Raw genomic sequence first — 13,185 nt, forward strand, 5'->3', positions numbered from 1 at the left:
CGGCCACCCGAGCATTCGACTGGTACCGAGAACATGCAGGACACCCACGATCAGGGCACGCGCGAGCAGGGCGGTTACGCGCCGGACGTCGTCGAGACGGCCGCCCAGCGCTTCTGGAACGACACCCGCGCCTTCGAGGTGACCGAGGACGCCGGCAAGCCGAAGTACTACTGCCTGTCGATGCTGCCCTACCCGTCGGGCGCCCTGCACATGGGCCACGTGCGCAATTACACGATCGGCGACGTCATAAGCCGCTTCCAGCGCCAGCAGGGCCGGAACGTCCTGCAGCCGATGGGCTGGGACGCCTTCGGCCTGCCCGCCGAGAACGCCGCCATCAAGAACCGCACGGCGCCGGCGAAGTGGACGTACAAGAACATCGAGCACATGCGCGATCAGCTCAAGCGCATGGGCTTCGCCTACGACTGGACCCGCGAGGTCACCACCTGCAAGCCCGAGTACTACCGCTGGGAACAGCAGATGTTCACCCGGCTGATGAAGAAGGGCCTGGTGTACCGCAAGAACAGCGTCGTGAACTGGGATCCGGTCGACCAGACCGTGCTCGCCAACGAACAGGTGATCGACGGCCGGGGCTGGCGTTCGGGCGCGGTGGTCGAGAAGCGCGAGATCCCGCAGTGGTTCCTCAAGATCACGGCCTACGCGCAGGAGCTCCTCGACGGCCTCGACACGCTGCCGGGCTGGCCGGACGCGGTCAAGACGATGCAGCGCAACTGGCTGGGCCGTTCGGAAGGCCTCGAGATCACCTTCGACGTCGACGGCGGTAACGATCCCGTGACCGTGTTCACCACGCGCCCCGACACGCTGATGGGCGTGTCGTACGTGGCGGTGGCGGCCGAGCATCCGATCGCGACGCGCGCGGCGCTCGACAACCCGGGCCTCGCCGCGTTCATCGAATCGTGCAAGGCGGGCGGCGTGTCCGAAGCCGAGCTCGAAACGCAGGACAAGCGCGGCTACTACACGGGCGTGGACGCCACGCATCCGCTCACCGGCGAGAAGGTGCCCGTGTGGGTCGCCAACTTCGTGCTGATGGGCTACGGCACCGGCGCCGTCATGGCCGTGCCGGGTCACGACCAGCGCGACTGGGAATTCGCGCAGAAGTACTCGCTGCCCATTCGCATGGTGGTGGTCGACCAGGGCGTCGTCGACGCCGTGGCCGAGCTCACTCGCGACCTCGCCGCGGAAGGCACGGACACCGTGCAGAACGCGCTCGACGGCGGTTCGTCGGACGCCTACCAGTCCTCGGCCGCGGTCGAGACGGTGAAGACGTTCGAAACCAACATCCAGACGGTCGGCGCGTACACCGAGTACGGCACGCTGACCAACTCCGGCGAGTTCGACGGCCTCGATTTCCGCGGCGCGTTCGACGCGATCGCGGCGAAACTGGAGGCCATGGGCCGCGGCGAGCGTCGCGTGAACTGGCGCATCCGCGACTGGGGCGTCAGCCGTCAGCGTTACTGGGGCTGTCCGATCCCGGTGATCTACTGCCCGCAGTGCGACGCCGTGCCGGTGCCGGAAGACCAGCTGCCGGTGGTGCTGCCCGAAGACGTCGAGTTCTCCGGCGTGCAGTCGCCGATCAAGGCCGATCCGGAGTGGCGCAAGACCACCTGCCCGAACTGCGGCGGCCCGGCCGAGCGGGAAACCGACACGTTCGACACCTTCATGGAGTCGAGCTGGTACTACGCTCGCTACACCAGCCCCGGTGCCAACGGCCAGGTGGACGAGCGCGCGAAGTACTGGACGCCCGTCGACCAGTACATCGGCGGCATCGAGCACGCGATCCTGCACCTGCTGTATTTCCGTTTCTATCACAAGCTGATGCGCGACGAAGGGCTCGTGGACAGCGACGAGCCGGCCACCAATCTCCTGTGCCAGGGCATGGTGATCGCCGAGACGTACTTCCGTAAGGAGGCCGACGGCTCGTCCACGTGGTTCAACCCGGCCGATGTCGACGTGCAGCGCGACGAGCGCGCGCGCATCGTCGGCGCGGTCCTGCGCGCCGATGGCCAGCCGGTCGAGATCGGCGGCGTCGAGAAGATGTCCAAGTCGAAGAACAACGGCGTGGACCCGCAGTCGATGGTGTCCAAGTACGGTGCCGACACCGTCCGCCTGTTCTCGATGTTCGCCGCGCCGCCCGACCAGTCGCTGGAATGGAACGAGGCCGGCGTCGAGGGCATGGCGCGCTTCCTGCGACGCCTGTGGCGCGACGTCTCCGCCCATGCCGAGTCCACGCCCGGTCCCGGCGACGCGTCCGGCGACGCGGCACGCAAGGCGATCCGTCGCCAGCTGCACGAGACCATCCAGAAGGTGGGCGACGACATCGGCCGCCGGCAGTCGTTCAACACCGCGATCGCCTCGCTGATGGAACTGCTGAACGCGCTGGGCAAGTTCGACGACGCCAGCGCGCAGGGCGTCGCCCTGAAGCAGGAGGCCTTCACGGCCATGGTCCAGCTGATCAACCCGTTCACCCCGCACATGGCCCACGCGCTGTGGCAGGTGCTGGGTCACGGCGAGACGCTGGTGGAGGACGCCGGCTGGCCGCAGGTCGACCCGTCCGCGCTGGTCCGCGACTCGCTGACCTACGCGGTGCAGGTGAACGGCAAACTTCGCGCTACCATCGAGGTGCCGGCGACGGCCTCGAAGGACGAGGCGGAAGCGATGGCGCGGGCCGAGCCGAACGTGGCCCGCCTGCTGGAAGGCCAGACCGTGCGCAAGGTGATCGTCGTGCCCGGCAAGATCGTCAACATCGTCGCAGGATAACCATGAGCCCGAACCTCCTTCGTTCGCTTCGCATCGCCGCGGTCGTTTCCGTCGTGGCGCTGGTCAGTGCCTGCGGCTTCCATCTGCGGCAGAGCGCGGCCCTGCCGCCGGGCATGAAGAAGATCCACCTCATGGTGTCCGGGGGCGGAAAGCTGGAACGCGAGCTCACCCGCGCGCTGGAGAACTCCGACGCCACGGTCGTCGACAAGCCGGCCGCCGACGCGTCCGAGCTGGCCATCACGTCCAACACCTTCCGTACCGATTCGCTGACCGTGAGCGGTACCGCCCGCGTGACCGAATACGCCGTGCGCTACCACGTCGACTTCAACGTCAAGGCGGCCGACGGCACCGTGATCGTTCCCTCGCAGTCGGTCGACATGTCGCGCGAGTTCAGCTACGACGCGCAGAACACGATCGGCACCGCCAGCCAGACCGAAGAGCTGCAGCGCAGCCTCATCGGCGACATGGTCCAGGCGATCCTGTTCCGCCTGCAGGCCGCGCGCACGCACCCTGCGGTGGCCGCGCCCGCGCAGGCGCCCGCCGCGTCGAACTGACCCTTAAGCACCCGTGCCGTTCAATCCCGTCCAGTGGCAGAAGCACCTCGCCGGCGACCGTCTGGCGCCGGTGTACCTGCTGGCCGGGGAGGAACTCCTGGTCCTCGAGGCCGCCGACGCCGTTCGCGCGATGGCCCGGCGGCTCGATTACACCGAGCGCGACGTGCTCGAAGCCGACAGCCGCTTCGACTGGGACGATCTCGCCCGCGCCTCGGCGGGATTGTCGCTGTTCGCGACCCGGCGCCTGCTCGACCTGCGCCTCGCGGGCGGCCGTGCGGGCAAGGAAGGTGGGGCCGCGATCGCCGCGTTCGTCGCCGATCCGCCGCCCGACACGTCGCTGCTGATCACGGCCACCGAGTGGAGCAGCAAGCACGAGGCCGCCTGGACGAAGACCGTGGACCAGGGCGGCGTACAGGTCGTCTTCAACGCCCCGCGGCCGCACGAGTGGGGCCAGTGGATCGGCGCCCGCCTCGCGTCGCGCGGCCTGAAAGCGACGCCCGATGCGGTCGCGATGCTCGCCGAGCGGGTCGAGGGCAACCTCCTCGCCGCCGCGCAGGAGATCGACAAGCTCGTGGTCCTGGCCGGCGACCAGCGGCTGGATGCCGCGACGCTCGAAGGTCTCGTGGCCGACAGCGCCCGGTTCGACGCGTTCAAGCTCACCGACGCCGCGTTCGCGGGGGAGGGCGGCCGCGCGCTGCGGATCCTCGCCGGACTGCGGGCCGAGGGCGACGAACTCATCGCGTTGATGGGCTGGCTGGTCAACCAGCTGCAGCTGGCCATGCGCCTCGCCAACGCGCGCGATTTCGGCGCGCAGGCCAAGGCCGAGCGACTCTGGCCCGCGCGCGAGCAACTGTTCCGCAAGGCGCTGCGCCGCGCTCCGCGCGAGCACTGGATGGCCTGCCTCGCCCGTGCCGCGCGCATCGACCGCATGGCCAAGGGCCGCGAGCAGGGCGACGCCTGGCTCGAAGCCGAGCGCCTCGTCGCGGCCATCGCCGAACCCCGTGCCGCGGCCGCCTTCGCATGAGCGAACCGCGTCCGCTGGCGATCCTGGGTGGCACCTTCGATCCGATCCATCACGGCCACCTGCGCGCCGCGTGGGAAGCCGCCGAGGCGCTCGACGCCGAAGTGCGCCTCGTCCCGGCCCGGACGCCACCGCACCGGCCGCCGCCGGTCGCCGACGCGGCCGGTCGCGTGGCGCTGCTGCGCGCGGCGCTCGCGGGACAGGATCGCCTGACCCTCGACACCCGCGAACTCGACCGCGACGGCCCCTCCTACACAGTGGACACGCTGGCCTCCCTGCGTGCCGACATCGGCCCCGATCGTCCGCTGGTGTTGCTGGTGGGCGCCGACGCCTTCGCGGGCCTGGCGTCGTGGCACCTGTGGCAGGACCTCTTCACCTTCGCGCACGTCGGCGTGCTGACGCGGCCCGGCGCCGCGCACGAGCCAGTCGGCGAACTTGCCGGATTCGTGGAGGGCCGCCGCGCCGACCGCGTCCACGGGCCCGCGGGCTCCGTGGTGGACATCGCGATCACGCCCCTGGACATCGCCGCCACGGCCATTCGTGAGGCGTTCGCGGCAGGCGGCGAGCCCCGGTTCCTCCTCCCCACGGCCTGCTTCGACGACGAGGCGCTGCTGGCGCCGTACCGCGCCCTCGGCCGGTGACGGATCCTCGGTAGCTGCCGCGGCATTTGACGCCGCCGCCCCGGGCGGGCGTTATACTGGCCGCGACGCCGGCATTCCGCCGCACGAGGTTTCCCCATCTTGAGTTCGACCGCATCCCGCAAGGCCAAATCCGCCGCCGGCAACGAGCACCTGCGCAAGCGCGTGGTGGCAGCCCTTGAAGACCTCAAGGCCAAGGACGTCCGGGAAATCGACGTCCGCGGCAAGACCTCCATCGCCGACATCCTGTTCATCGCGTCGGGCACCTCGGCCCGCCACGTGAAGTCCATCGCCGACGAAGTCATCAAGTTCGCGAAGGAAGCGGGCGTGATGCCGCTCGGCGTCGAAGGCCAGACCGAAGCCGAATGGGTGCTGGTCGACCTCGGCGACATCATCGTGCACGTCATGATGCCGCGCATCCGCGAGTTCTACGGCCTCGAGCGCCTGTGGACCGTGGGCGACGACGGCGCCGAAGCCGCCAACGACTGAGCCCGCCATGCGGGCTCGCCTCATTGCCGTCGGCGAGCGCATGCCGGCCTGGGTGGCCGAAGGGTTTGCGGAATATCGCAAACGCCTCTCGCACGAGCTGCCCCTCGAACTGATCGAGATCAAGCCCGGCGTTCGCGGCAAGGGCCGCGACGACGCGCGGGCGATCGTGGACGAGGGCGCGGCCATCCTGGCGGCGCTGCCGCGGGATATCCATGTCATCGCCCTCGACGGCCGCGGCCGCTCGTGGTCGAGCGAGGATCTGGGCCAGCAGCTGGAGCAGTGGCGGATGAACGGGCGCGACCTCGCGTTCCTCATCGGCGGGCCGGACGGCCACGCGCCCGATGTCCTCGCGCGAGCCGACCAGCGCTGGTCGCTCGGTCCGCTGACGTTGCCGCACATGCTGGTGCGGCTCGTCCTCGCCGAGCAGCTCTACCGCGCCACGACGCTCGTCGCGGGCCATCCCTATCACCGCGCCTGAAGGAATCGCCGTGCTGTACCTGGCCTCGCAATCGCCTCGCCGCCGCGAGCTCCTCGACCAGCTCGGGCAGCCGCACCGCACGCTGGACGTCGACGTCGCCGAGGTTCGCGCGCCGGGTGAAGCGCCTGACGACTACGTGGCCCGCGTCGCGCTGGACAAGGCGCGTGCGGGATTCGCGCGCGTCGCGGGGGAGCCGGGTGCGCGCGTGCTGGCCGCCGACACCGAAGTGATCCTGGGCGACGAGGTGTTCGGGAAGCCGCGCGACGCGGACGACGCCGCGGCGATGCTGGCGCGGCTCTCGGGCCGCGAGCACCGTGTCGTGTCCGCCGTCTGGCTGGTCGATTCGGAGGGCGAGCGTCATGCCATTTCGGTGTCCAGCGTGCGCTTCGCGCCGCTCGACGCATCGCGCATCGCCGACTACGTCGCGAGCGGCGAGTGGTCCGGCAAGGCCGGCGCATACGCCATACAGGGCCGCGCGGGCGCCTTCGTCGCGCACCTGGCCGGCAGCTACTCCGGTGTCATGGGTCTTCCGCTGTTCGAAACGTGCGAACTCCTTCGCGGTCAGTGACAGGTCGTCTGCGCACGGCTATAAAGCATGATGACTGAAGGAAAAGGGACGGCGGTGAGCGAGGAAATCCTGATCAATGTCACGCCGCGTGAGACCCGCGTCGCGATCGTCGAGAACGGCATGCTCCAGGAAGTCCACGTCGAGCGCGCGCAGAAGCGCGGCTACGTGGGCAACGTCTACAAGGGCCGCGTGCAGCGGGTGATGCCCGGCATGCAGGCCGTCTTCGTCGAGATCGGACTGGAGCGCGCCGCGTTCCTGCACGCCTCGGACATCGTGCGGCCCTCGCTGCCTCCCACCGACGCGCCGGGCGAAGGCAAGTCGAACGGGCACGGTCCGGTGCCGCCGATTTCGGAGCTGGTCCACGAAGGCCAGGAAATCGTCGTGCAGGTGGTGAAGGATCCCATCGGGAGCAAGGGCGCCCGCCTGTCGACGCACCTGTCGATTCCTTCGCGCTACCTCGTCCTGCTGCCGCATTCGCGCACGCTCGGCGTCTCGGTGCGCATCGAGGAGGAGGCCGAGCGCCAGCGGCTGAAGGACATCATCAATCCGCTCATCGGCGAGAACCACCTCGGCTACATCGTGCGCACGAACGCGGAAGGCCAGTCCGAGGAGTCGCTCGCCTTCGACGTGACCTACCTGGGCAAGGTGTGGCGCGTCGTGCAGGAGAACATCCAGAAGGCGAAGGTCGGCGAGCGCGTGTACGAGGAGCTGTCGCTCCCGTTGCGCTCGCTGCGCGACTCGCTGAACGACGGCATCGAGAAGGTGCGCGTGGATTCACGCGAGACCTACGAGAAAACCGTCAAGTTCGTCGCGAAGTTCATGCCGGTGCTGTCCGACCGCATCGAGCACTACGCCGGCGAACGGCCCATCTTCGATCTGTACGGCGTGGAGGACGAGATCCAGCGCGCCCTGCGCAAGGAGGTGCCGCTGAAGTCCGGCGGCTACCTGATCGTGGACCAGACCGAAGCGATGACCACCATCGACGTCAACACGGGCGGCTACCTCGGCAGCCGCAACCTCGAGGAGACCGTGTACCGCACGAATCTCGAGGCCGCGCAGGCGGCGGCGCGGCAGCTGCGGCTGCGCAACCTCGGCGGCATCATCATCATCGACTTCATCGACATGACCGACGACGAGCACAAGCGGCAGGTGCTGCGCATGCTCGAGAAAGGCCTGACGAAGGACCACGCGAAGACCACGGTCTACCCGATGTCCGCGCTGGGCCTGGTCGAAATGACGCGCAAGCGCACGACGGAAAGCCTGGAGCGCCAGCTGTGCGAGCCCTGTCCCGCGTGCAGCGGCCGCGGCACGCTGAAGACCGCGGAAACCGTCATCTACGAGATCTTCCGCGAGATCACGCGCGCCGTGCGGCAGTTCAACGCGCAGAAGCTCCTCGTGATGGCGAGTCCGAAGGTCGTCGGCCGGATCCTCGAGGAAGAGTCGGCGGCGGTCGCCGAGCTCGAGGAATTCATCGCCAAGAGCATCCGCTTCCAGGCGGAAGAGCATTATTCGCAGGAACAGTTCGATGTCGTTCTGCTCTGAACCCGGCGCGCGTCGCGGGACGCCGGGCCGGTGAGTCCGGACTGGCGCCATCGCGCACGCCGCCTGCGATTCCTCGGTCTTGGACTCGTCGCGAGCGTCCTCGTCGCGCTCGCGCTGGTGATGGCGCTCGGGCAGCTGTTGCTGCCCCTCGCCGCGCACTATCCCGAGCGCGTCGCGGCGATGCTCAGCGAGCGGCTCCGGCGCCCCGTCCACTTCGCATCGATGGAAGGCTTCTGGCGGCCATCGGGCCCGTTGTTCGTGATGCGCGACGTGACGATCGGCGCGACCGAGGGCGGCGACGCGCTGCACCTGCCGCAAGCCGCGGTGAAACTCGATTTCGGCGCGTTCGTCCTGCCGTCCCGCCACCTCATCAACCTGCAATTGCGCGACCTGCGACTGGGCCTCCGGCGCGCGGCGGATGGCCGCTGGAGCATCGACGGCTTCGGCGCGGGCGGCGGTACGCAGAAGGTGTCGTTCGGCAACCTGTCCGCCGATCTGTGGCTCGGCAACCTGCACCTCGACATCGCCGACGACACGACCGGGCGTCACTACGGTCTCATCGCCGATCAGCTCCGCCTCAGCCTGCAGGGCCATGCCATCCGCTTCGGCGCGATGCTCCGTCGTGAGAACGTCGGCGGCATGCTCACGGCGGCGGGCCGCTTCGCAGAAGACGGATCGAGCGGGCGTATCTACGTCGACGGCAGCGACGTCGACTTCAAGGCGCTGACCGGCGACTTCGATGTCGGCGGCTACGCGCTCGCCGGCGGCGAGGGACGCTTCGAATCCTGGCTCGACTGGCGCGATGCCCAGGTCGTGCGCGCGACGTGGAAGATCGATCTCGACAACCTCGCCGTGCGCGGTCCGTCGCGGACGGTAAAGACCGCCGGCCTGCACGGCATCGTCGATCTGCATCGCACGCCGCAGGGCGAGCGCATCGACTGGGCGGGCGCCGACGGCAGCGATCTCGCGCTCGTGCTGCGCCACGCGGGCGACAAGAGCAGCGGCACGCTGGTCGCGCGCAACCTCGATCTCGCGCCGCTGCTGCCGTGGGGCGGCGTGGCGCCGGCCGTGTCGCCGTCGCTGGCGCGCTGGCTCGGCGAAGGGCGGCCGCGCGGGCGATTCGATCAGGCGCGCGCCGACTGGAATTCCGACGAGGGCGTGACGTTCGCGCACGCGTCGTTCTCCGGCCTCGGCATCGACGCCAGCGGCACGCTGCCCGGCATCTCGTCGCTGAAGGGCGAGATCTTCGGCGACCAGGGCGCGCTGGCGCTCAGCCTGCCGACCCAGGCGACGACCATCGACGCCACGGGCGTCTTCCGCAAGCCGTTCGTGATGTCGTCGCTCGGTGGCAGCATCGCCGTGCACAAGGAAGACGGCGACTGGCACGTCGGCGTCGATCCGCTCGATTTCCGCGGCGAAGGTTACGGCGGGCAGGCGCGCGGCGAACTCGTGCTTCCCGCCGCCGATACCGGTCCTTTCATGGATCTCTACGTGGCCCTCGGGGAGGGCGACGTCCCGGCCGCCAAGCTGTTCTGGCCGATCCATTCGATGTCGGAAGGCGCGCAGAACTGGCTCAACCGGGGCCTCGTGTCCGGCCACATCGAAGGCGGCTCGGCGCTCATCCACGGCAACCTGCGCGATTTCCCGTTCCGCAACCAGGAAGGACGGTTCGAGGCGCGTGCCGAGATCGACGATCTCGTGCTCGACTACGGCGCCGGCTGGCCACGCGCCGAAGGCGTGTCCGTCACCGCGAACTTCATCGGCAACGGGATGTACGTCGAAGCCAGTGAGGGTCACTCGCTCGGCAACGCCGTGAGCGCGGCGACCGCCGCGATTCCCGATTTCGCCGATGGCGTGCTCGATCTGAAGGTGAGCGGCGCGGGCACGGGCAACAGCTTCCTCGACTTCATCAAGAACAGCCCCGTGGCGAGCCGTAGCCGCGAGGCCATCGACAAGATGAAGCTCGGCGGCACCGGCGAGTTCGGGTTCAATCTCCTGCTTCCCCTGAAGGACGCGAAGGCGTTCACCCTGCAGGGCAGGGCGTCGATCAAGGACGCCGACCTCGTCGCCGACGCATGGAAACTGCGCCTCGACCGGATCACCGGGCCGATGACGTTCGACGGCGCGGGCTTCAGCGCGAAGGGTCTGACGACGGCTTTCCGCGGACAGCCGGCGCAGCTCGACCTCGCGATCGCCGGCGCCACCGGCGACCCGTCCACGATCGTCGACGCATCCGTGTCGGGCGCGTTCACGGTCGGCGAGATGACCGGCGAGTACGAAAGCCTGAAATGGCTCGGCGACATCGCGAAGGGGCGTGGGAATTTCCGCGTCGGGTTCGATCTGCGCAAGACGGGGAAGGGCGACGAGACCGCGCAGACCCTGCGCGTCGATTCCGACCTCCGCGGCGTCGAGCTGACCATGCCCACGCCGGTGAAGAAAGCCGCCAACGTGGCCACGCCGCTGTCGGTGACCGTCGGCATTCCGGTCGACGGCGCGCGGCTCGATCTCGCGCTGGACGACGTGGTCCGCGGCCGTCTGCGTCTTCCGACCGACAAGGAACCGATCGCCGCCGCGTTCAATCTCGGCAGCGCGGCACCCGCCACGATGCCCGCGCAGGGTTACCTGATCGGCGGTCATGCGGCGAAGCTCGACGTGTCCGGGTGGGTGCAGTACGTCGTCGGTCTTTCGACGGGCGGCACGGGCCCGGGGCTGTCGTCGCTCGACGTCGCCGCCGACGACGGCGAAGTCTTCGGCCAGCATTTCGCCAACATGCACATCGTCGCGAAACCCGGGCCGCAGGAGCTCGCGTTGCGCGTCGACAGCGACGGCATGGCCGGGCAGCTCACGGTACCCAACGACGACCTCCGCCGCCGTGGCATCACGGCACGGATGGATCGCCTCTGGTGGCCCGCCGCCGACGACGCGGCGGACGCCGCGAAGAAGGGCAAGGCCGCCGCAGGCGCCGCGGCGACGACCGCCGCCACGGTCGCGAAGGCCGAGGATGCGACGTCCGACGCCACGAAGAAGCCCGTCGATGCGAACGAAGCGGGCGTCGCGCCGGCCAGCCTGCCACCGCTGCACCTGCAGGTGACGGACATGCGGCTGGGCAAGGCGAAGCTTGGCGAGGCGCGTCTCGAGACGTGGCCCACCGACGAAGGCATGCACATCGACCAGCTCCGCGCGCAATCGAAGAACGTGCAGATCACGGCCACGGGCGACTGGAACGGCGACGCGAAGCGCAGTCGCACCCACCTCGTCATGGGCTTCGTGTCCGAGGACGTCGCCCGCATGATGGACGCCCTCGGCTTCGCGGGCATCCTGCAGGGCGGCCGCACCGAGGCGCACCTCGACGCCACGTGGCCCGGTGGCCCGTCCGCCCTCGCTCTGGCCAACATGGACGGTACGCTGAAGGTCGACGTGGCCAACGGACGCATCCTCGAAGTGCAGCCCGGCGTGGGGCGCCTGTTCGGACTGGTATCGGTGACCGAACTGCCGCGGCGCCTGTCGCTCGACTTCGGCGACGTGCTCGGCAAGGGATTCGCGTTCGATGCCATCACCGGCGATTTCCGTTTCGCCAACGGCAACGCCACGACGCAGAACCTCAAGATCCGGGCCCCTGCGGCCGAGATCACGATCACCGGCCGCGCCGGCCTCAAGGCGCGCGACTACGACCAGCAGGTGCTCGTCGTGCCACACGTGGGCAGCAGCCTGCCCGTGGTCGGCGCGCTCGCGGGTGGCCCGGTCGGCGCCGCCGCGGGCCTCGCGGTCCAGGGCATCCTCGGCCGCGGCCTCAACCAGGCGGCGCGCAAGCGCTACTCGGTGACGGGTTCCTGGGACAAGCCGGTATTCACCCCGATCGACAAGGGGCCGCCCTCCTCGGCGCCGCCCTTGCGCTGATAGCGGGTACGGTGTCTCAGCGCTTCTGCCGGCGGAACGGGAAGAGCTGCTGGCGGATGAAGCCATCCGGCATGTAGTCACCGACGACCCCGTACTTCTCCGGGAACGTCTTCGTCGACTTCACCGCCGTGCCGAACAGGTAATCGAGGAACGCGTAATGGGCGGCGTAGTTCCTGTCGATCGCCTCGTCATCGGACGCGTGGTGCCAGTGATGGAAGTCGGGCGTCACGATGACGTATTTGAGCGGACCCCACGGCAGGTGCACGTTGGCGTGATTGAACACCGCCTGGAAGCCGACGACGATGATGTACGCGTTCATCACCGCTTCGCTGAATCCCAGCACGTACAACGGTGCCAGCACGCAGACGCGCGTGAAGATCAGTTCCAGCATGTGCTGCCGCGATCCCGCGAGCCAGTCCATCGTCTTGACGCTGTGATGCACGGCGTGGAATCGCCAGAGGAACGGGACTTCGTGATAGGCGCGATGCGTCCAGTATTGCGCCAGGTCGGCGACGAGGATGCAAAGGAGCAACTGCGGAACGAAGTGGATACCCGCCACCATGCGCTGGAAATCGCTGTTCACCAGCCAGCCGAAGGCGTGGTGGATCAGGAAATTCACGATGAGAAGCGCGAGGCCCACGATGAAATGGTTCACCGCGAAGTGCTTCATGTCGGTCTGCCACTCGAAGCGGAACACGCTCTGGCCCTTGTAGAGCGGAAACAGCTTCTCGATCACGACGAACAAGAGGGTCGAGCCAAGCAGATCGAGGATGAACCAGTCGAGCCCGATGTAGGGCGTGTGATCGGGGAACTCGCCGACGGGGACGCGCGAGCCGCCCAGGGCGACGGCGGCGAGCACGAGCACGAAGGCCGCGATGTTGAGGTTGCGCCTCCGGCCAAGCACGACGTTCGCCAGTGACAGCCCGCCCGCCACGAGCAGGCCGCCGAGCAGGACCTGCCTGAGGACGTCGACCGAATACTTGTGACGGAGGTCGGGCGTGGTGAGATATTGCGGGAAGTGGAATGCCATGACCGCGAGCAGGCAGAGGAATCCGAGCGACAGGGCGATGGCGGTACTCACCATGGCCTTGCGCGGTGAGAGTTCTCCGCTCTTGTGCAGCAGTTCGCGGGTCTCGTCGACGACCGCTTCCGCCCGTCGCACGGGCGCGATCGCGATCCTGCGGGCGATGTCTCGCCTCGTTTCCTTGCTCATGGTTCGTCCT

At 68.8% G+C, this 13,185-nt stretch carries 10 protein-coding genes; 9 read left to right on the forward strand and 1 reads right to left on the reverse strand.

Annotation, left to right across the window (positions count from 1 at the left end; all coding sequences use genetic code 11):
* The first annotated feature begins 33 nt into the window (after positions 1–33).
* From leuS to J2X58_RS00450, 9 genes are all read left to right on the forward strand, one after another.
* The gene (leuS, locus tag J2X58_RS00410; protein WP_310045850.1) at positions 34–2,775 is read left to right on the forward strand and encodes a leucine--tRNA ligase; all 2,742 of its coding nucleotides are present in this window, start codon (positions 34–36) and stop codon (positions 2,773–2,775) included.
* Positions 2,776–2,777: 2 nt separating this feature from the next.
* Positions 2,778–3,329 carry an LPS assembly lipoprotein LptE gene (gene lptE, locus J2X58_RS00415; protein WP_310045852.1) on the forward strand — a complete coding sequence of 184 codons (552 nt, stop codon included), beginning with the start codon at positions 2,778–2,780 and terminating at the stop codon, positions 3,327–3,329.
* 13 nt (positions 3,330–3,342) lie between these two features.
* Positions 3,343–4,353, forward strand: a complete 1,011-nt coding sequence (gene holA, locus J2X58_RS00420) for a DNA polymerase III subunit delta (RefSeq protein ID WP_090054871.1) — start codon at positions 3,343–3,345, stop codon at positions 4,351–4,353.
* Positions 4,350–4,991 carry a nicotinate-nucleotide adenylyltransferase gene (gene nadD / locus J2X58_RS00425; RefSeq protein ID WP_310045853.1) on the forward strand — a complete coding sequence of 214 codons (642 nt, stop codon included), beginning with the start codon at positions 4,350–4,352 and terminating at the stop codon, positions 4,989–4,991. The genes holA and nadD overlap by 4 nt, the downstream gene beginning before the upstream one ends.
* 150 nt (positions 4,992–5,141) lie before the next feature.
* Positions 5,142–5,477, forward strand: coding sequence for a ribosome silencing factor (gene rsfS, locus J2X58_RS00430; RefSeq protein ID WP_254779274.1), 336 nt, complete (start codon positions 5,142–5,144; stop codon positions 5,475–5,477).
* 7 nt (positions 5,478–5,484) lie between these two features.
* Positions 5,485–5,955, forward strand: a complete 471-nt coding sequence (gene rlmH / locus J2X58_RS00435) for a 23S rRNA (pseudouridine(1915)-N(3))-methyltransferase RlmH (protein ID WP_310045854.1) — start codon at positions 5,485–5,487, stop codon at positions 5,953–5,955.
* A 10-nt stretch (positions 5,956–5,965) separates the two neighbouring features.
* Positions 5,966–6,523, forward strand: a complete 558-nt coding sequence (locus J2X58_RS00440) for a Maf family nucleotide pyrophosphatase (protein ID WP_310045855.1) — start codon at positions 5,966–5,968, stop codon at positions 6,521–6,523.
* Positions 6,524–6,577: 54 nt separating this feature from the next.
* Positions 6,578–8,065 (forward strand): ribonuclease G, encoded by a 1,488-nt coding sequence (gene rng, locus J2X58_RS00445; protein WP_090054857.1) that lies wholly within the window; start codon positions 6,578–6,580, stop codon positions 8,063–8,065.
* Between the two features lie 30 nt (positions 8,066–8,095).
* On the forward strand, positions 8,096–11,962 hold the full coding sequence (locus tag J2X58_RS00450) for a YhdP family protein (protein ID WP_310045856.1): 3,867 nt from the start codon (positions 8,096–8,098) through the stop codon (positions 11,960–11,962).
* A gap of 16 nt (positions 11,963–11,978) precedes the next feature.
* Here J2X58_RS00450 and J2X58_RS00455 read toward each other — a convergent pair whose 3' ends face one another.
* Positions 11,979–13,175 carry a sterol desaturase family protein gene (locus J2X58_RS00455; protein WP_310045857.1) on the reverse strand — a complete coding sequence of 399 codons (1,197 nt, stop codon included), beginning with the start codon at positions 13,173–13,175 and terminating at the stop codon, positions 11,979–11,981.
* Positions 13,176–13,185 lie beyond the last annotated feature (10 nt).

Origin of the sequence: Luteibacter sp. 3190, assembly GCF_031456385.1 — a bacterium.
Classification (GTDB): domain Bacteria; phylum Pseudomonadota; class Gammaproteobacteria; order Xanthomonadales; family Rhodanobacteraceae; genus Luteibacter.

Coding starts and splice junctions, on each gene's coding strand:
- leuS (WP_310045850.1), top strand. CDS start 34: ATGCAGGACACCCACGATCAGGGCACGCGCGAGCAGGGCGGTTACGCG.
- lptE (WP_310045852.1), top strand. CDS start 2,778: ATGAGCCCGAACCTCCTTCGTTCGCTTCGCATCGCCGCGGTCGTTTCC.
- nadD (WP_310045853.1), top strand. CDS start 4,350: ATGAGCGAACCGCGTCCGCTGGCGATCCTGGGTGGCACCTTCGATCCG.
- rlmH (WP_310045854.1), top strand. CDS start 5,485: ATGCGGGCTCGCCTCATTGCCGTCGGCGAGCGCATGCCGGCCTGGGTG.
- J2X58_RS00455 (WP_310045857.1), bottom strand. CDS start 13,175: ATGAGCAAGGAAACGAGGCGAGACATCGCCCGCAGGATCGCGATCGCG.